Source organism: Streptomyces cyaneofuscatus (assembly GCF_000718135.1).
Classification (GTDB): domain Bacteria; phylum Actinomycetota; class Actinomycetes; order Streptomycetales; family Streptomycetaceae; genus Streptomyces; species Streptomyces cyaneofuscatus.
Genome location: NZ_JOEM01000002.1, coordinates 150,388 through 168,114 on the forward strand (window position 1 = coordinate 150,388; position 17,727 = coordinate 168,114).

At 72.0% G+C, this 17,727-nt stretch carries 19 protein-coding genes; 11 read left to right on the top strand and 8 right to left on the bottom strand.

Annotation, left to right across the window (positions count from 1 at the left end):
• Positions 1-41: 41 nt before the first annotated feature.
• A complete protein-coding gene (locus tag IF17_RS0104535) occupies positions 42-1,679 on the bottom strand; it encodes an acyl-CoA dehydrogenase family protein (RefSeq protein WP_030562388.1) in 1,638 nt (545 codons plus the stop codon).
• Positions 1,680-1,696: 17 nt separating this feature from the next.
• Between IF17_RS0104535 and IF17_RS0104540 the strand changes: the two genes are divergently transcribed.
• Together IF17_RS0104540 and IF17_RS0104545 are read left to right on the top strand one after the other, a co-directional pair.
• On the top strand, positions 1,697-2,896 hold the full coding sequence (locus IF17_RS0104540; protein ID WP_030562390.1) for a YihY/virulence factor BrkB family protein: 1,200 nt from the start codon (positions 1,697-1,699) through the stop codon (positions 2,894-2,896).
• Between the two features lie 22 nt (positions 2,897-2,918).
• Positions 2,919-3,701: a DUF6597 domain-containing transcriptional factor gene (locus IF17_RS0104545; RefSeq protein ID WP_030562392.1), complete on the top strand. Its 783-nt coding sequence runs from the start codon at positions 2,919-2,921 to the stop codon at positions 3,699-3,701.
• Here the strand turns inward: IF17_RS0104545 and IF17_RS0104550 are convergent.
• The 4 genes from IF17_RS0104550 to IF17_RS0104565 form a co-directional block, all read right to left on the bottom strand.
• Complete coding sequence (locus IF17_RS0104550) at positions 3,617-4,033, bottom strand: VOC family protein (RefSeq protein WP_030562394.1); 417 nt, start codon at positions 4,031-4,033, stop codon at positions 3,617-3,619. The genes IF17_RS0104545 and IF17_RS0104550 overlap by 85 nt on opposite strands.
• Positions 4,034-4,101: 68 nt before the next feature.
• Positions 4,102-5,649, bottom strand: a complete 1,548-nt coding sequence (locus IF17_RS0104555; RefSeq protein ID WP_030562396.1) for a 3-hydroxyacyl-CoA dehydrogenase — start codon at positions 5,647-5,649, stop codon at positions 4,102-4,104.
• A gap of 60 nt (positions 5,650-5,709) precedes the next feature.
• On the bottom strand, positions 5,710-6,495 hold the full coding sequence (locus IF17_RS0104560; protein ID WP_030562398.1) for a CoA-transferase subunit beta: 786 nt from the start codon (positions 6,493-6,495) through the stop codon (positions 5,710-5,712).
• Positions 6,492-7,436 carry a CoA transferase subunit A gene (locus IF17_RS0104565; protein WP_202591955.1) on the bottom strand — a complete coding sequence of 315 codons (945 nt, stop codon included), beginning with the start codon at positions 7,434-7,436 and terminating at the stop codon, positions 6,492-6,494. The genes IF17_RS0104560 and IF17_RS0104565 overlap by 4 nt, the downstream gene beginning before the upstream one ends.
• A 103-nt stretch (positions 7,437-7,539) precedes the next feature.
• On the opposite strand from IF17_RS0104565, the gene IF17_RS0104570 reads away from it, so the two are divergent.
• On the top strand, positions 7,540-8,445 hold the full coding sequence (locus IF17_RS0104570) for a LysR family transcriptional regulator (protein ID WP_030562401.1): 906 nt from the start codon (positions 7,540-7,542) through the stop codon (positions 8,443-8,445).
• A gap of 128 nt (positions 8,446-8,573) precedes the next feature.
• Positions 8,574-9,794: an acetyl-CoA C-acetyltransferase gene (locus IF17_RS0104575; RefSeq protein ID WP_030562402.1), complete on the top strand. Its 1,221-nt coding sequence runs from the start codon at positions 8,574-8,576 to the stop codon at positions 9,792-9,794.
• Here the strand turns inward: IF17_RS0104575 and IF17_RS0104580 are convergent.
• Both IF17_RS0104580 and IF17_RS0104585 read right to left on the bottom strand, forming a co-directional pair.
• Complete coding sequence (locus tag IF17_RS0104580) at positions 9,784-10,980, bottom strand: FAD-dependent monooxygenase (RefSeq protein WP_032771753.1); 1,197 nt, start codon at positions 10,978-10,980, stop codon at positions 9,784-9,786. The genes IF17_RS0104575 and IF17_RS0104580 overlap by 11 nt on opposite strands.
• Positions 10,981-11,102: 122 nt before the next feature.
• The gene (locus IF17_RS0104585) at positions 11,103-12,008 is read right to left on the bottom strand and encodes a chaplin (protein WP_239119776.1); all 906 of its coding nucleotides are present in this window, start codon (positions 12,006-12,008) and stop codon (positions 11,103-11,105) included.
• 605 nt (positions 12,009-12,613) lie between these two features.
• On the opposite strand from IF17_RS0104585, the gene IF17_RS0104590 reads away from it, so the two are divergent.
• The 6 genes from IF17_RS0104590 to IF17_RS0104610 all read left to right on the top strand — a co-directional run bounded on the left by IF17_RS0104590 (position 12,614) and on the right by IF17_RS0104610 (position 15,477).
• Complete coding sequence (locus tag IF17_RS0104590; RefSeq protein WP_018514625.1) at positions 12,614-13,015, top strand: rodlin; 402 nt, start codon at positions 12,614-12,616, stop codon at positions 13,013-13,015.
• A gap of 303 nt (positions 13,016-13,318) precedes the next feature.
• Positions 13,319-13,552 (top strand): chaplin, encoded by a 234-nt coding sequence (locus tag IF17_RS0104595; protein ID WP_018514626.1) that lies wholly within the window; start codon positions 13,319-13,321, stop codon positions 13,550-13,552.
• A gap of 218 nt (positions 13,553-13,770) precedes the next feature.
• On the top strand, positions 13,771-14,061 hold the full coding sequence (locus IF17_RS0104600; RefSeq protein WP_018514627.1) for a hypothetical protein: 291 nt from the start codon (positions 13,771-13,773) through the stop codon (positions 14,059-14,061).
• A 68-nt stretch (positions 14,062-14,129) separates the two neighbouring features.
• Positions 14,130-14,540 (top strand): rodlin, encoded by a 411-nt coding sequence (locus IF17_RS0104605; RefSeq protein ID WP_018514628.1) that lies wholly within the window; start codon positions 14,130-14,132, stop codon positions 14,538-14,540.
• Positions 14,541-14,728: 188 nt separating this feature from the next.
• Positions 14,729-14,935 carry a hypothetical protein gene (locus IF17_RS1000000137480; RefSeq protein WP_076966726.1) on the top strand — a complete coding sequence of 69 codons (207 nt, stop codon included), beginning with the start codon at positions 14,729-14,731 and terminating at the stop codon, positions 14,933-14,935.
• 134 nt (positions 14,936-15,069) lie between these two features.
• A complete protein-coding gene (locus IF17_RS0104610; protein ID WP_018514630.1) occupies positions 15,070-15,477 on the top strand; it encodes a rodlin in 408 nt (135 codons plus the stop codon).
• Positions 15,478-15,656: 179 nt separating this feature from the next.
• Here the strand turns inward: IF17_RS0104610 and IF17_RS0104615 are convergent, their stop codons facing one another.
• Positions 15,657-16,157: a DUF5949 family protein gene (locus tag IF17_RS0104615; RefSeq protein WP_030562405.1), complete on the bottom strand. Its 501-nt coding sequence runs from the start codon at positions 16,155-16,157 to the stop codon at positions 15,657-15,659.
• Between the two features lie 354 nt (positions 16,158-16,511).
• Here IF17_RS0104615 and rsgA point away from each other — a divergent pair, with 354 nt between their 5' ends.
• Positions 16,512-17,669 (top strand): ribosome small subunit-dependent GTPase A, encoded by a 1,158-nt coding sequence (gene rsgA, locus IF17_RS0104625; protein WP_030562408.1) that lies wholly within the window; start codon positions 16,512-16,514, stop codon positions 17,667-17,669.
• Positions 17,670-17,727: the final 58 nt, after the last annotated feature.

Below are 17,727 nucleotides of genomic sequence, written 5' to 3' on the forward strand. Positions count from 1 at the left end.
CCGTGTCGGCGCAGCACCACCCTCCGTCGCTTCCCCGGCGCCTACTCCGCGACCGGCCGGGCCCGGTTCACCACCGAGGCCAGATCCAGACTGTGCGGCAGCGTCCCGAACGCCGTGCCCCAGTCCCCGCCCAGCCGTGACGCGCAGAACGCGTCGGAGACCTCCGGCGGCGCCCACCGCACCAGCAGCGACCCCTGGAGCACCAGCGCCATCCGCTCCACCAGCCGCCGCGCCCGCGCCTCGATCCCCTCCAGGTCCGCCAGCTCGGTCAGCAGGTCCTTGATCGCCGCGTCCAGCCGGTGATCGGCCCCGCGCGCCTTCCCGACCTCCCGCAGGAACGCGTCCAGCGCCTGCGGCTCCCGCTGGAGCGCCCGCAGCACGTCCAGCGCCTGTACGTTCCCCGAGCCCTCCCAGATCGAGTTGAGCGGCGCCTCACGCAGCAGCCGGGGCATCCCCGACTCCTCGACGTACCCGTTCCCGCCGAGGCATTCCAGCGCCTCGCCGACGACCGGCGTGCACCGCTTGGTGACCCAGTATTTGGCGGCGGGCACCGCGATCCGCAGGAACGCCCGCTCCTCCTCGGTGTCCGTGTCGTACGCCGAGGCCAGCCGCATCGCCAGGACGGTCGCCGCCTCCGACTCCAGCGCCAGATCGGCCAGCACGTTGCGCATCAGCGGCTTGTCGATCAGCAGCCCGCCGAACGCCGAGCGGTACGTGGCGTGGTGGATCGCCTGGGCCACCGCCTGCCGCATCAGCGCCGCCGAACCCACCACGCAGTCCAGCCGGGTGGCCGCCACCATCTCGATGATGGTGCGCACCCCGCGCCCCTCCTCGCCGACCCGGCGGGCCCAGGTCCCGTCGAACTCGACCTCGCTGGAGGCGTTGGACTTGTTGCCCAGCTTGTCCTTCAGCCGCTGGATCGCGAACACGTTGCGCGTACCGTCGGGCAGCACCCGCGGCACCAGGAAGCACGTCAGCCCGCCCGGCGCCTGCGCCAGCACGAGGAACCCGTCCGACATCGGCGCCGAACAGAACCACTTGTGCCCGGTGAGCAGATACTCGCCCTCCCCGGACAGCGGCTCCGCCCGGGTCGTGTTGGACCGTACGTCGGTGCCGCCCTGCTTCTCCGTCATCCCCATCCCGAAGAGCACCCCGGCCTTCTCCTGCGCGGGCCGCAGCCCCTCCTCGTAGACGTACGAGGTCAGCCGCGGCTCCCACTCGGCGGCCAGCACCGGGTCGGTCCGCAGCGCGGGCACCGCGGCGTGCGTCATCGAGAGCGGGCAGCCGTGCCCCGCCTCGGCCTGCGTCCAGACCAGGAACCCGGCCGCACGCCGCACATGGCCGGCCGGCCGGCCCCAGGCGTCGGTCAGCCCGGCGGCGACCGCGTGGCCCAGGAGCCGGTGCCAGGACGGATGGAACTCGACTTCGTCGATCCGGTTCCCATACCGGTCGTGGGTGCGCAGAACGGGCGGATGCTCGTTGGCCTGGGCACCCCACTCCTGAGCCTGAGCCGAACCCGCCGACTGCCCGAGCCTGCTGAGTTCCTCCCGCGCCGCGGGCAGGACGCCCGGATCGATGTGCCGCTCGACGGCCTCGGACAGGGCCCGGTCCGCGGCGAAGACGTCATAGCCGACCAGCGGCGGAACCTGATTGGTCACTGTGTGGGTGGTGGCTGCCATGCCGATACGGTAAGGAGGTGCAGGCAGCAAATGAAACACCCGAGCGGCCACCGGGCCGACTCCACCGGGCCCGAGTCCTCTACCGCAACGTCTCCAAGCGGCGGATGGCATGGCAGTTGCTCAAGGACACCGTCAACTCGTGCATCGAGTACCGGATCCTCGGGCTGGCGGCCGAGGCGGCCTTCTTCACCCTGCTCTCCCTGCCGCCGCTGCTGCTCGGCATGATCGGGCTGCTCGGTTACGTCGACGAGTGGACGACCACCACCACGGTCGCCTCCATCGAGCGCAACATCCTCTCGGCCTCGCAGACCGTGCTCTCCGAGCGCGGGGTCAACGACTTCGCCAAACCGCTGCTGGCCGACGTCACCACCGGCGCCCGCCCCGACGTGATCTCCATCGGCTTCGCCATCGCCCTGTGGTCCGGCTCCCGCGCGGTGAACGTCTTCATCGACACCATCACCGTCATGTACGGCCTCGACGGCCACCGCGGCATCGTCAAGACCCGCCTGCTCGCCTTCCTGCTGTACGTCGTCGCCCTGCTGCTGGGTGCGGTGGTGCTGCCGCTGCTCGTCGTCGGCCCCGACCGGGTCGTCGAACTCGTGCCCTGGGGCACCGAGGTCATCGCCGTCCTCTACTGGCCGCTGGTCATATTGCTGACGATCGCGTTCCTCACCACGCTCTACCACGTGTCCGTCCCCGTCCGTTCGCCCTGGATCGAGGACGTCCCCGGGGCGCTCGTGGCGCTCGGGATGTGGGTGCTCGGCAGCTTCCTGCTCCGGATCTACCTCACGAACACCGTCGAAGGCCCCACGATCTACGGCTCCTTGGCGGCACCCATCGCCGTCCTGCTCTGGATCGGCATCTCCGCCTTCGCCGTCCTGGTCGGCGCCGCGGTCAACGCGGCCATCGACCACGTGTGGCCCTCGCTCGCCACCGCCGCCGCCCGCGAGGCCACCGAACGCGTCCGGGCCGCGCAGGCCGCCGAGTTCGTCGCCCGGACCCGCCCGGCCACCTGGGACACCGGGGACGACGACGAGGACGAGGATGACGGCCCGGCGTACATGCCCTCGGAGTTCCCCGAGCGCTGGTCCCGCTTCCTGCCGCCCGACGACGTCAAGTCACGGCTCCAGTCGACCTGGGAGAAGGAACCGAAGGGCGGCAAGGCGGGCAAGGAGTCGGGGCACTCCACGAACGACTCCGGACCGCCGTCGGCCTGACCTTCCGCGCTAGCGTGGGGACATGGACCAGGAACAGCGGCGCTACCGGGAACGGCCCTCCCGGCTGCCCGGTGCCGTCGTCTGGACCTGGGACGCCCCCGACCACCCGCCGCGGGAGCCCCGCTCCGTGCTGCCCGACGGCTGCATGGACCTGATCTGGACCGACGGCCGTATCGTCGTCGCCGGTCCTGACACCCACGCCTTCCAGGTGGAACCGCGGAACCGGGCCTCCTGCGCCGCGATCCGCCTCGCCCCCGGCACCGCCCCCGTACTCCTCGGCATACCGGCGCACGAGCTGCGCGACCACCGCGCCGACCTCACCGACCTCTGGCCCTCGGCAGCCGTACGCCGGCTCACCGACCGGATCGACCGGGCCCCCGACCCCGCGGCGGCCCTGGAACGGTTCGCTCTGGACCGCATCGCCGACACCGGACCCCCGGACCCGCGGACGGTCGCCGTCGCCGAGGGACTGCGCCGGGGCCGGTCCGTCGCGGCGACGGCGGCGGAGGCCGGACTCGGCGCCCGCCAGCTCCACCGCCGCTCCCTTGCCGCCTTCGGCTACGGCCCCAAGACGCTGGCCCGCATCCTTCGCCTCCAGCGCGCCCTGGAGCTCATCCGCACCGGCCTCCCGTACGCAGAAGCGGCCTGCGCGGCGGGCTGCACCGACCAGGCCCACCTCGCCCGGGAGATGCGCGACCTGGCCGGCACGACCCTCGGGGTCTACTTCGCCTCGGCGGCAGGCGACTCGGAGGCGGCGGCGAACAGCGAGACCCCGCAGCCGTCCGGGTCCAGCACCACAGCGTAGCGCTGCCCCCACACCGCGTCCCACGGCTTCAGGTGCCCCGCGTACCCGGCACCGGTGAGCTCCGCGTACAGCGCGTCCACCTCCGCCGGGCTGTCGCAGACGAACGCCAGCCCCAGCCGCTCCCCGCCCGCCGGGCGCTCCCAGCTCGGGTCGAACGAGAGGATGACGTCCTCGGTGTCCCACAGCAGCCGCTGCCCGCCCGGCAGGACCACCTCCACATGCGGGGCGGACTCCGCCCCGGCAGGGATGTCGAGGCCGAGCCTGCGGTAGAAGGCGAGCGAGGCCGCCAGGTCGGCCGTGATGATGCTGATCGCGTCGAGTCGTGGAGTCATGGAGCGACGGTAGGCGCCCACCGTCCCCACGGTCTTGTACGAATCGGACGCCGGGCGCCCCATCGGGGTCACCCCCAGCAGTCACCCACTGAAGTCCCCGCCTCGGTCAGCGCGAGCCCCAGATCCGCCCGCTCGGTCACCCACCGCGTCGGCCGGTGGCGCGGATCGCCCGTCGTCGCGTGCAGCGCCCGCTGGAGCTCCAGCAGCCGGGGAGCCCCGATCCGCTCGCCCCAGGCCAGCGGCCCGGCCGGATAGCCGAGCCCGGTCGTCACCGCCAGATCGATGTCGGCCGGGGTGGCGAGCGACCGCTCCGCGATCGAGGCGCCCACGGCGACGATCGACGACAGCAGCCGCTGCGCGACGGAGCCCGCCGTGTCCCGCACCACCGTCACGGCGTGCGGCTCACCGCCCGCCGCCCGCGCCAGCACCGCCCGCGCGTCCCGGGCCGCCGCCGGGCCGGTGGCGGCCGTCACCGCCAGGACCCGCCGCCGCCCGGCCGCGGGCAGCACCTCCACGCCCACCGTCCGCTCCGCCGGCAGCCCGCCCGCCCGGATCGCACCGGACACCGTGGTGCCCCAGACCGGCACCAGCACCAGCGCATCGGAGGAGGGCCCGTCACCCCGCTCGACCCGGACCCCGGCCGCCTCCAGCGCACCGGCCAAGGCCTCCACGTACGCCGCGGTCTCCCCGGACCCGCTCGCGGCCAGGAACACCGGCCGGTCGCCGTCCCCGGTCACCGCCGGTTCCGGAGCCGGTCCCTCGGCGCCGTCGCCGTACGCGTACCAGCCCTGCCCGGTCTTACGCCCGTGCAGCCCCGCCACCACCCGGTTCGGGGTGAGGTACGAAGGCCGGAGCCGGTCCTCGTACCGGAAGCCCTGCCAGATCGAGTCGATCACCGCGGCCGTCACATCCAGCCCCGTCAGGTCCATCAGCTCGAACGGGCCCATCCGCAGCCCCAGCACGTCCCGCGCGATCCGGTCGATGTCCGCGGGCCCCGCCACCGACTCCTCCAGCAGCGCGAGTGCCTCCGTCACCAGCCCGCGCCCCGCGTGGTTGACCAGAAAGCCGGGGGTGTCGGCCACGGTCACCGCCCGGTGCCCGCACCCCTCCACCAGCTCGGTCAGCAGCGCCGGGATCTCCGGGCGGGTCGCCGCCCCCGGCACCACCTCCACGATCCGCATCAGCGGCACCGGGTTGAAGAAGTGCAGCCCGGCCAGGCGCGACGGGTCCTGGAGGGTCGCCGCGATCCGGGTCACCGACAGGGACGAGGTGTTGGTCGCGAAGACGGCGGAGGACGGCAGCGCCCGCTCCAGCTTCCCGAACACCTCGGCCTTGGTCTCCAGGTCCTCCCGTACGGCCTCGATGACCAGCTCCACGTCCGGCCCGGCCGCCCACGGGTCGGCCAGCGGCACCAGCCGCGCCACGGACGCGTCCCGGCCGGCGGCGGACATCCGGCCCTTGGCCACCGCCCGGTCCAGCATCGAGACGACGAACTCCACGGCGTCCGTCACCGCTTCGGCCCGTACGTCGCCCAGCTCCACGGTGTGTCCCGCGCTCGCCGCCCACTGGGCGATGCCGCGGCCCATGGCCCCGGCTCCGACGATCCTGATACGCATGGCAGTTGGGGCCCTTTCGGCGGAGACGGTCATGAAGCGGAGATGGTGATGAAGAGGGTGTCAGCGGAGGTAGACACGGTCGGGGTCGACATCGTCGCGCAGGAGTCGCAGCTCAGCACCGGTGGGCGGCTCCACCGTCGTCACCGTGTCGGCCACCTTCAGCTCCCAGCCGGTCGCGGCCCGCACCTGCTCGACGGTGACCCCGGGGTGCACGGCGACCAGCCGCAGCTCGTCGCCGACGCCGTCCCGGGCGAGGATGCCCAGCTCGGTGATGACCCGGGTGACGCCGGTACCGAGCGGGCGGATGCCGTCCGCGAGCGCCCGGTCCGGGCCGGGCGTCGTACAGAAGTCGAGCTCTTCGGCGAAGGAGCGAGGAGTGTGGCGGCGCATCACGACGAAGACCTCCCGGGCGTTGGCCATCACCTCGACCGCGCCCCCGGAGCCCGGCAGCCGTACCGACGGGCGCTCCCACTCCCCGATCACGGAGGTGTTGAGGTTGCCCCACCGGTCGATCTGCGCGGCCCCCAGGAAGCCGACGTCGATGTGGCCGCCCTGGAGCACGGAGCCGAACAGCGCGGCCATCGTCAGCACCGCCTCGGCGCCCGTGATCAGCACGGCGTCCGCGATGGTCTCCGGCAGATGGGACGGATGGGCCCCGCAGACCCCGGACTCGTACACCACCTCGATCTCCGGCGCGACGGTCAGATGCGCCAGCTCGGCGGCGAGCGTCGGCAGCCCGATCCCGGCGAACACGGTCCGGCGGCCCACCAGTTCCCGAGCGGCGACGACGGAGAGCAGCTCGGAGGAGGTGACGGCCCCCGCAACCCGCGTACGCTCCTCGCTCACAGCCGCCTCCCGTAGTCGACCTGCCCGCTCAGCGCCTCGCCCACCGCGAGCCCCGCCCAGAATCCCTCGCCGAGCTTCGCCACGTACGCCGCGTGGTCGGCGGTCCCGTACACCCACTCCTCCAGCCACTCCCGCAGCCGCACCGGGTCCTTGCTGATCGCGGACCAGGCCCGGTAGAAGGCGTTGTCCCGGTCGTAGTAGCCCTGCGCGAACGAGGGATGCGCCCCGCGCGGGCAGACGACCACCGCGTCGACCGCGTGCGCGGGGACGAGGGTGCGGTTCGGATCCGCGCGGACCACCTCGTCCGCCACCAGCTCCTCCACCACCACGACCGCCTTCTCTGCCGCGTACACCGCCTCGGCCTGGATGCCGGTGAGCCCCCAGATCTGGGTGTTGCCCCGGTGGTCGGCGCGCTGGGCGTGGATGAACGTCACGTCCGGGTTGACGGGCGGCACGACATGGATCTGCTCGGCGGTCCCGTCGGCGGCCGGATAGGGCGACGTGACCTTGCGGATCCCCGGGTTGACCGACGGCAGATCGCTGCCCGCGTACGAACGCAGCGGGTAGAACGGCAGCCGCTGCGCACCGGCCAGGTAGCGGCAGACCATCCCGTAGTGGCTGTACTCCTCGTACGCCAGCGGCTCGGGATCGGCGTGCTCGATACGCCGCCGCAGCTCACCGAGCGAACCGGCGGAGGAGTTCCCCACGAAGGAGGAGACCAGCCGCGTCACGCACCCGGCGGCCAGCATCTGGTCCACCACGATGTCCGCCGTCATCCGGACGACCGTGAGATCCCGCCGGCCCTGCCGGATGATCTCGTGCCCGGCGGCGGTCGGGATGAGATGGGTGAACCCTTCGAGGCTCACGGTGTCCCCGTCGTGGACGAAGGAGGCGACGGCCTCCCGCATCGACATGACCTTGCCGGCCGCGGTCCGGTCCACGCTGCTCCTCATCGTGCCTCGACGACGGCCCCACGGTGTCAGCGCCCATTGATGGCTGTCCAATACCGAATTAAGGTCGGATCAAGACGCCAGGAGTATGAATATGGAACTGCGCCACCTGAACGCCTTCCTCGCCGTGGCCGAGGAGCTGCACTTTGGCCGGGCCGCCAAGCGGCTCCAGATGGCCCAGCCGCCGCTGAGCCAGCAGATCCGCCAGCTGGAGAGGGAGCTCGGCGTCCAGCTCTTCCACCGCAACACCCGCTCGGTCCGGCTCACCAGCGCGGGGGAGTCCTTCCTCGAACCCGTACGGACCGTCCTCGACGACCTGGACACCGCCGTACGGGCCGCGAGATCGGCGGGGATCGGCGAGTTGGGCCGGGTCACCATCGGCTTCGCCGGAGCCTCCAGCCACGAGACGCTGCCCCAGCTCACCCGCGCCGTCCGCGCCGCCCACCCCGGGCTCGAACTCGTCATGACCGGCCAGACGTACGCCAACACCGCCCTGGCCCGGGTCGCTGACGGCTCGCTCGACCTCGGCTTCGTCCGGCTGCCGGTGACCCGGCCCGGCGTCGCCCACCGGGTGATCGACGAGGAGGAGCTGGTCTGCGCCCTGCCCTCCGACCACCCGCTCGCCCGGCGGGAGGCCGTCCCGCTCGACGTCCTCGCCGGCGAACCCTTCGTCTCCTTCCCCGCCAACTCCGGCTCCACCGTCCGCGACGCCATGACCGAGGCCTGCGAGAGCGCCGGGTTCACCCCGCGCGTCGTCCAGGAGGCCCCCGACTCGTACACGATCCTGGCCCTGGTCGCCGCCGGGGTCGGCGTCACCCTCACGGTCACCTCCGTCCAGCACATCCAGCAGAACGGCCTGGTCTACCGCCCGCTCGCCGGCCCTCCCATCCGCCTCCGCGCCGCCCTCGCCTGGCGCACCGACAACCCCTCCGCCGCCCTGCGCGCGGTACTCGCCGTAGCGGAGGACGCCCTGCCGACACCCGTACGCCACCCCGATTAGGACGCACAGCCTCTCAAATCGCCGCACATTCGATATTGGACCGACTCAGTGACCGGATGCGAAGGTCACTACCACCGCCCGCACGCACCCGCGCGTACCGCCACCACCGCCCCCGGAAAGGCCCCGCCGTGCCGCTCGAAGTCGTCATCTGCGAACCGCTGCGCACCCCCATCGGCCGCTTCGGCGGAGCGTTCGCGCAGCAGACACCGGCCTCGCTCGCCGCGCACGTCATCGCCGAGGTCGTCGCCCGCACGGGCGTCGACCCCGACCGGGTCGACGAGGTGATCCTCGGCCACGCCTACCCGTCCAGCGAGGCCCCCGCCATCGGCCGGGTCGCCGCCCTGGACGCCGGGCTGCCCGCCACCGTCACCGGCACCCAGATCGACCGCCGCTGCGGCTCAGGCCTCCAGGCGGTCCTGGACGCGGCCATGCAGATCCAGGCCGGGTTCAGCGAGGTCGTCATCGCGGGCGGGGTCGACGTCATGAGCGCCGCGCCCTACTACACCCACGTCGGACGCTGGGGCATCAAGGGCCCCGGCCTCCAGCTCCACGACTCCCTCGCCCGGGGCCGGGTCACCGCCGGAGGCGTCCACCACCCGGTCCCCGGCGGCATGATCGAGACGGCGGAGAACCTGCGCCGGGAGTACGGGATCAGCCGCGCCGACCAGGACGCCCTCGCTCTGCGCTCCCAGCAGCGGGCGGCCACCGCCACCGCCGAGGGCCGGTACACGGCGGAGACCGTCCCCGTCACCGTACGCACCCGCAAGGGCGAGACCACCGTCACCGCCGACGAGCACCCCCGCCCCGACACCACCGCCGAACAACTCGCCGCGCTCCGACCGGTGATGGTCAAGTCCGACCCGGACGCCACCGTCACGGCGGGCAACGCCAGCGGCCAGAACGACGCGGCCGCCGCCTGCCTGGTCACCAGCGCCGAGACCGCCGAACGCCTCGGCCTCACCCCGCTCGTCCGCCTCGTCTCCTGCGCCCGCGCGGGCGTCCCCGCCGCCACCATGGGCATCGCCCCCGTCACCGCCACCCGTACGGCACTGGACCGGGCCGGCCTCACCCTCGCCGACCTCGACCTGATCGAGCTGAACGAGGCGTTCGCCGCCCAGGTCCTCGCCTGCACCCGGGAGCTGGGCCTCGGCGCCACCGACCACGAGCAGCGGATCAACGTCAACGGCTCGGGCATCTCGCTGGGCCACCCGGTCGGCGCCACCGGAGCCCGGATCCTCGCCACCCTCACCCGCGAACTCCACCGCCGCGAAGGCCGCTACGGACTGGAGACGATGTGCATCGGCGGCGGCCAGGCCCTCGCCGCCGTCTTCGAAAGGGTCACGCCGTGACACCGGCCCCCGGCTGCTCGTACAGGTAGTGCCGCGTCCCCGCCAGCACCCCGCGGAACCAGACGTCCACCTCCTCCTGCCCCATGGCCGCCCAGTCGGGGGTCTCCTCCACCTGCGCCCGGCCCATGCGACGCCCCAGCGCCACCAGGTGGGCGCCCGCCGCCGTACGTTCGTCCGCGTACCGCTCCAGCGCCGCGGCGGGCGTCGGCCCCTCGCGCAGCACCCGCTCCAGGCAGAGCGCGTCCTGCAACGCCTTGACCGCACCGCTGGCCGTGTGCGGCCGGCTCACCCCGGCCGCGTCCCCGGCGAGCAGCAGCGGAGCCCGGGCGGCCCGGGGGACCTGGACATCGGCGACCGGATGGCAGGCCGTCGTCCGGTGCGTGCCGTGGCCGACGATCTCCGCCCACGCCGCTGGGAAGTGTTCCTTCGCCAACTCGCTTACGTACGGCCCCGGATCGGCGTCCGCGGACGAGGCGGCGGGCGGCCTGCCGTAGATGGCGTACGCGAGCGACCGGTCACCGGCTCCGGGGATCAGATAGAAGATCCCGTGCCCGCCCGGGAACCCCAGCGTCACCCACGCCCCGCGCAGCAGCTCCAGCTCCCGGGGATGGTCCGCCAGCGCGCTCAGCGGAATCGCCCCGCGCCAGACCAGGTAGCCGGCCGGTTCCGGAGTCAACCCCGGAGCGAGCAACTGCCGGGTGTGCGAGGCGTGTCCGTCGGCCCCGACCACGATGTCGTACCGCTCCGCACCCCGCGCGGTGGTGACCACCGCCCGCCCGTCGGGGCCCTCGCCGACCGAGGTGACGGGCTCTCCCCGCAGATACCGCACCGCACCCGCACCCGCGCTCGCGCGTAACGACCGCCACAGCAGACCCCAGTTGCACGGCGTCACGGGGGAGGACTGGCGGGCCAGCTCCCGCGCCGAACGTCCACCCGGCTCCCGGGTCAGCCAGACCCGCGTCGCCACCGGAGCCGTCTCCATCCGCGCGTCCAGATAGCCGGATGCGACCAGCTCCCGGTGGAGCGGCGGCGGGATCACGATGCCGAACCCCCGGTCCTGGAGCTCGGCGCCGCTCCGCTCGTACACGGTGACGTCCGCCCCGGCCCGGGAGCCCGCGACGGCGGCCGCGCACCCGGCGATGCTGCCGCCGATCACGCCGATACGTAACGCTGCTGCTGCTGCCATGCTCCGACCCCTTTCCCATGCCCTGCGTCCCTCGGCGTCGCACCCCGCTTCCGGGCGCGCGAAAGGTCCGGCCGGACAGTCCCCGCTGTCCGGCCGGACCTCGTCTCCGCGGCGGGTGGGTATCAGTCCCGCGCGTTACGGGTGCGGCGCATCAGCACCGACCCGCCCAGCAGCAGCGCGGCGCTCGCACCGGCCGCCAGGCCGAGACCGGCCGCACCGGTGTCGGCCAGGCCCGGGGTCCCGGAGCCGGGGGTGTGCGTACCCGGAGTGTTCGGACCGGGGTTGTTCGATCCGGGGGTGTCGGTGGGCGGCTGCTCGGCCGGGGGCTCGTCGACCGGCGGCTCGTCGACGGGCGGCTCCTGGGTCGGCGGCTCGTCGACCGGGGGCTCCTCCGTGGGCGGCTCGTCCACCGGCGGCTCTTCGGTCGGGGGCTCGTCGACCGGGGGCTCCTCGGTGGGGGGCTCCTCGGTCGGGGGCTCCTCCGTGGGCGGCTCTTCGGTGGGCGGCTCCTCCGTGGGGGGCTCCTCGGTCGGGGGCTCCTCCGTGGGCGGCTCCTCGCCCGGCGGCTCGGTGGGCGGGTACTCGTCCTTCGGGCCGCTCACGTTCGCGCACTTGTTGCCGAAGACCGGGTTGAGCGCGCCGACCACGTTCACGGTGTTGCCGCACACGTTCAACGGCACGTGGACCGGGGCCTGCACGAGGTTGCCCGAGAGCACCCCGGGGGAGCCGACCGCCGCGCCCTCGGCACTGGCACCGCCCGTGCGGTTACCGCCCTGACCGTTCCCGTAACCGTCGTCGTGGCCGCTGGAGCTCACGTTCGCGCAGGAGTTGCCGAACGCGGGGTTCAACAGGGCGATCACATTGACGGTGTTGCCGCACGCGTTGACCGGGATGTGCACCGGCGCCTGCACGGCATTGCCCGAACCGACCCCCGGCGAACCGACGGCAGCGCCCTCGGCCGAGGAGTCGGCGTGCGCCGCGCCGCCGGCCGCGGCCAGGAGGCCCGACGCGGCCGCCATGACGATCATGCTTTTATTCAAGGCCTGTCGCATTACTTGCCCTTCCTTAGGACATTCGCGAAACATTCGCGTGGGTGCTTCGCGCGAGGAGCCGTCGGGTGGCGCCGCTGTCGTGACGGACCCCCGGATCCCCGCGGGAAGCCATGGTGAAAGTCGATACACGCGCGCTGGACGATTGCCCTAACGATCGAAGGCCGGGCGGGAAACTTGGGTCGCCGTGGAAATTGTGTAATCACCCGAACGGATGGATTGGATGAACCGTCCCCTGACCCCGCCGCTGTTGAAGGGAAACGATTCAGCCCCAACTTTCTGTTCGGTGAACGGTGTTGACCTCGCCAGGGGCGGTGCGGCGATGGGTGCGGGGTGAGCGGGTGGCCGGCGCAGGTCGACCCGTTCGGGCGAACGCGCGAGATGCCGCGTACGCAATTTCTTCACGAACACATGGCCGTGCGAACAGAGGCAGTGTTAGAGGCGCGCGCGGGTGCGGGCCGGTCGCACTCCCGCGCAGTACGCCCCCGTGCCCGGCATTCGGGTGAATGCACGGAACCAAACACCCGGCACCGAGTTGATCAGGGCGCTCCGCCACGGGGCGACCGGTACGAGAAGGGTTAATCGTGATCAAGAAGGTTCTGGCTACGGGCGCTGTCGCTGCCTCCATCCTCGGGCTCGGCTCGACGCAGGCCATGGCGATCGCCAACGATGGCGGCACCACGACGGTCAACGGCAACGGCGCTTCGCAGTCGTACGGCAACTCCGAGACCCACGGTGACTGGAGCCCGCAGTTCGCGCTGATCCAGGGCTCGCTCAACAAGCCCTGCATCGCCCTGCCGGCCAAGGCCAACCTCGGCTCGCTCATCGGCCTCGTGCCGATCACGGTCCAGGACATCAACGTCCTGTCCTCGCCGCAGAACCAGCAGTGCACCGAGAACTCCACCCAGGCCAAGGGTGACGAGGCCCTGTCGCACATCCTGGAGGACATCCCGATCCTCTCCGGCAACGGCACCGGCAACGGCTGATCAGCAGCCGCTCTACTCGGGCCCGGGCCATCGGCGTTCCTCCACCGAGCGGCCCGGGCCCGTTGCTCTCCCGGGAATGCGGCATCGTTTCTTCAGCCTTTTTCGCCGCATTCCCTGCCGTACGCCTCCATGGCCGTTGCGGCATTCGGGCGGATATCTGGAAATCCGCCCGTGGAACAGTTTCGAACCCGGATGTTCATCGTTACGTAGGACAGCGCCGGAGTCCCGAGCGATCAGGATCTGCTCGGGCGGGCACGACAGTCGTGACCGCACCGGACTCCGCCGAGGAAAGGGACAAAAAAAGTGAAGTACACCAAGGTTGCCGCAGTCGCCGCCGGAACGCTCATGGCGATGGGTGCCGCTGCGCCGGCCATGGCCGACTCGGGTGCCGAGGCCATCGCCGCGGGCTCCCCGGGCGTGCTGTCCGGCAACATCGTGCAGGTCCCGGTGCACATCCCGGTCAACGTCTGCGGTAACACCGTCAACGTGATCGGCCTGCTGAACCCGGCCTTCGGCAACACCTGCATCAACGCGTGAACAACCGGTCCGGGCTTTCGAGGCCCGGACCGGCCAGGCCCCGGACGGCATCGGCCGCCCGGGGCCTTTGCGTCGGAGAAAGTCGCACGGGCGCAGTTTCCCGTACGCGGCCTGATCGTTATCCCTGAGGAAAGCGGCAGAAGTCACAGGTAAAGAATGCTTGTGTGCGGCACGGAGACGTGACCGAAGCAGACGCCGCGCAGAAGGGAACCAGAAAAGTGAAGTACGCGAAGACCGCCGCACTCGTTGTCGGTTCCGTGGCTGCCCTGGGAACGGCCGCCCCCGCCTTCGCCGTTACTACCCCCACGGCCCCCAGCTTCAGCCTCGACAGCGGCCTCAACCAGGTGATGGCCAGTGCCCCGCAGGTCGTCGACCCGGTCGTTGGCGCGGTCGCCGAGACCGCCGAGACGGTCTCCGAGGACGGCACGGTCGGCAAGCTGGCGGGCCAGGCGACGGGTGTGGCCGAGGGCGCCGCTCCGCTGCTCGGTGGAGTTCCCCTCGGCGGCTGACCGCTGTGGCGCGACCGTCCCCCCTGGTTCCTTCCTCGACCCGTATCACTCCTCAGAAGGGCTCTTTCATGTTCAAGAAGATCATGGCTTCGGCGGCGGTTGCCGTCTCGGTCGTCGGTGTCTCCGCTGCGGCCGCCCCGTCCGCCATGGCGATCGCCAACGACGGCGGCACCACCACCGTCAACGGCAACGGCGCCTCGCAGGCCTACGGCAACTCCGAGACCCACGGCGACTGGAGCCCGCAGTTCGCGCTGATCCAGGGCTCGCTCAACAAGCCCTGCATCGCCCTGCCGGCCAAGGCCAACCTCGGCTCGCTCATCGGCCTGGTGCCGATCTCGGTCCAGGACATCAACGTCCTGTCCTCGCCGCAGAACCAGCAGTGCACCGAGAACTCCACCCAGGCCAAGGGTGACGAGGCCCTGTCGCACCTGCTCAACGACATCCCGATCCTCTCGGGCAACGGTGCCGGCAACAACTGAGACCGGGTAGCTCCGGCCCGCACCGCGTGACCCGCGTGGGGCCGGTCCATCCGTACGGCGAGTGTTCTTCGCCGGACCGGACGGACCGGCCCTTCGTCGTATGCCGGCGCCTCCGGACGGGGCACCCGGTTGGGCCGGATGCCGTAGCCCCGGCTGACGATCCGGGCCGGGCCGGGTAGGGCCTCTGCATGGATCCGTACGACAGTCAGACCTCGCAGAGCGCAGAGCGGTGGCCCGCCCCGGGCGGCACCCCGATCTACGACCGGCTCGTCGCCGAGTGGCGGGCGGCTGGGCACGACCACCCGTCGGCCGAACCGGGTCAGGAGCCCGCCCCCCGCCGTAGTGGCGGATTCGTACCGGCGGCCCGTACCCCGGACGACGCCCCCGGCGGCTGAGGCTTGGGGGAACTGGGCAGTGGCGTCGACCTTGCGCCGGATCGAACCCATTTGAGTGGTACTGCGCAACCGATCGGGACCCCCGGCAGTTGATCAGTACGTTCCACAACGGGACGCTCCGAAAGGTGAAGTTGATGAAGAAGATGATGGCCGGCGCTGCAGTGGCCGTGTCCCTGCTCGGTCTGTCCGCAGTCGCGGCTCCCACGGCCATGGCGATCGGCAACGACGGTGGCACCACCACCGTCAACGGCAACGGTGCCGAGTCGGAGATCGGCAACGCCGAGACCGAGGGCGACTGGAGCCCGCAGAACCAGCTCGTCCAGGGCACCCTGAACAAGCTCTGCGTCGGCCTGCCCGCCAAGGTCAACGTCGGTTCGCTCATCGGCCTCGTGCCGATCACGGTCCAGGACATCAACGTCCTGTCCAACCCGCAGAACCAGCAGTGCACCGACAACTCCACCCAGGCGAAGGGCGACGAGCCGCTGTCGCACATCCTGGACGACATCCCGGTCCTCTCGGGCAACGGCGTCGGCAACAACTGACGCGACGCAGCCTGACGTTCCGAGCGCGGGCGGTCCGGGGGTCACTCCCAGGGCCGCCCGCCCTCGTTGTCACGGCACCGCGCCCGTCGCTCCACCGGACACGGCGATGCCCACCACTCCACGGGGGGTGGTGGGCATCGCCGTGTCCCGGTGACCCGGGGGGAGGGCCGGCCGGAGGATCAGCCGAGGGAGCGGACCGGGAGCAGGCAGTGGGCGGCGGAGCGGACGACCTCCTCGTCCGCCGCGAAGGCCCGCAGCTGGTCCTCGCTGACCGGCTGCCCCGGAACGGCCTCCGGCCACGGGGTCGTGGCGAACATGCCGTACACCTGGCCCTGTCCCAGCGCGGCCGCGAGCCACTCCGCGGGGGCCGGGTACTGCGCCTTGAGGTGAGGCATCGTCAGCACGGCCTGGCCCGCCTGGACGAGGAGCTTCGCCTGGATCCCCGGGGCCTCGGCCGCGTCCTGGATCGGGCCGCCGACCTGGAGGCCCGCCCGCCCCAGCGCGATGCGCAGCGCGTTGCTGCCGGCCTCCGGTCCGTCCTGCCCGTCGCCCAGCGAGTAGGCGAGGAGGTAGGCGGTGTCCTGGTCGGCGTCGGGCTGCCGACTGCTCCAGCCGATCAGGATCTGGGTGCCCAACTGGGCCGGTGTGAACGTGCCGGAGGTGGTCTGAGGTGTGGTCATGACCGGCACCCTAACGGCCACGGACCGGTCGGTATGCATGCGTATCACCCGATCGTGGGAGATCAGGGAAATCGGGGAGATCGCCGGGCAACTTCGGTGCGGGCGCCGGAAAACCCGTTGACGCCGCCGGGAGCGGCGGGGCTAAGCTCTGCCGCGTAAGGACCCAGGGAATCGGGACCCGAGGAATCGGGACCCGAGGAATCAGGAGGTGAGGACATTGATGACTGTCGTTGTGGTGGGCACTGCCCACAACCAGAAGAGCATCGTTCTCACCCCCGTGGCCACCGGCTGATCCACTTCACGTATCTCCCGCGCCGACAGCGCGGTGCCGGGGCCCCCTGTGAAGGGTTTCCCTTGTCTTTCTCGTTTCTTCCGGTTCCGTCCTCCTCGCACCCGCTGGCTCCGTACGGCTGGGACGACGACTGGGCGGCCGCCTTCTCCCCCTATGCCGAGCAGGGTCTCGTCCCGGGGCGTGTCGTGCGGGTGGACCGCGGTCAGTGCGACGTGATCACCCCCGACGGCCCGGTCCGGGCCGACACCGCGTTCGTGGTGCCGCGCGACCCGATGCGGATCGTCTGCACCGGTGACTGGGTGGCGCTCGACGCGGACGGCGATCCGCGGTTCGTCCGTACGCTGCTGCCGCGCCGGACCGCCTTCGTCCGCTCGACCTCCTCGGAACGGTCCGAGGGGCAGGTGCTCGCCACCAACATCGACCACATCGTCATCTGCGTCTCGCTCGCCGTCGAGCTGGACCTCGGGCGGATCGAGCGCTTCCTCGCGCTCGCCCTGTCCAGCTCCGAGGGCGCCGCGCTGCTGGGCGGCGGATACGGCCCCGGGGAGCACCGGCCGGAGCCGATCGTGCTGCTCACCAAGGCCGACCTGGTGCCCGACGCGGTCACTCTGTCCCACCTCGTCCAGGACATCGAGGCCATCGCGCCCGGCGTCCAGGTCCACCCCGTCAGCTCCACCACCGGTGAGGGGCTCGACGTGCTCGGCGCCGTCGTCTCCGGCGGTACGAGCGTGCTCCTCGGCGTCTCCGGCGCCGGCAAGTCCACCCTGGCCAACACCCTGCTCGGCCGGGACGAGATGGAGGTGCGGGCGGCCCGGGACGTCGACGGCAAGGGCCGGCACACCACGACCACCCGCAACCTCCTCGTCCTGCCGCAGGGGGGCGTCCTCATCGACACCCCCGGGCTGCGCGGGGTCGGCCTCTTCGACGCCGGGACCGGGGTCGGCGAGCTCTTCTCCGAGATCGAGGAGCTGGCGGCCCGGTGCCGGTTCCACGACTGCGCCCACCGCAGCGAGCCCGGGTGCGCAGTCCTCGCCGCGCTGGAGGACGGCACCCTGCCCGACCGGCGGCTGGAGAGCTACCGCAAGCTGCTGCGCGAGAACCAGCGGATCGTCGCCAAGACCGACGCCCGGGTGCGCTCGGAGATCCTCAAGGACTGGAAGCGCAAGGGTGCCGAGGGGCGCGCGGCGATGCAGGCCAAGCGCGGGGGCCGGGTGCGGTAGCCCGCAGCCCGTCCGGTTCGAGATCACGCTTCGACGTCCGAAAACCGCGAGTGCGGCA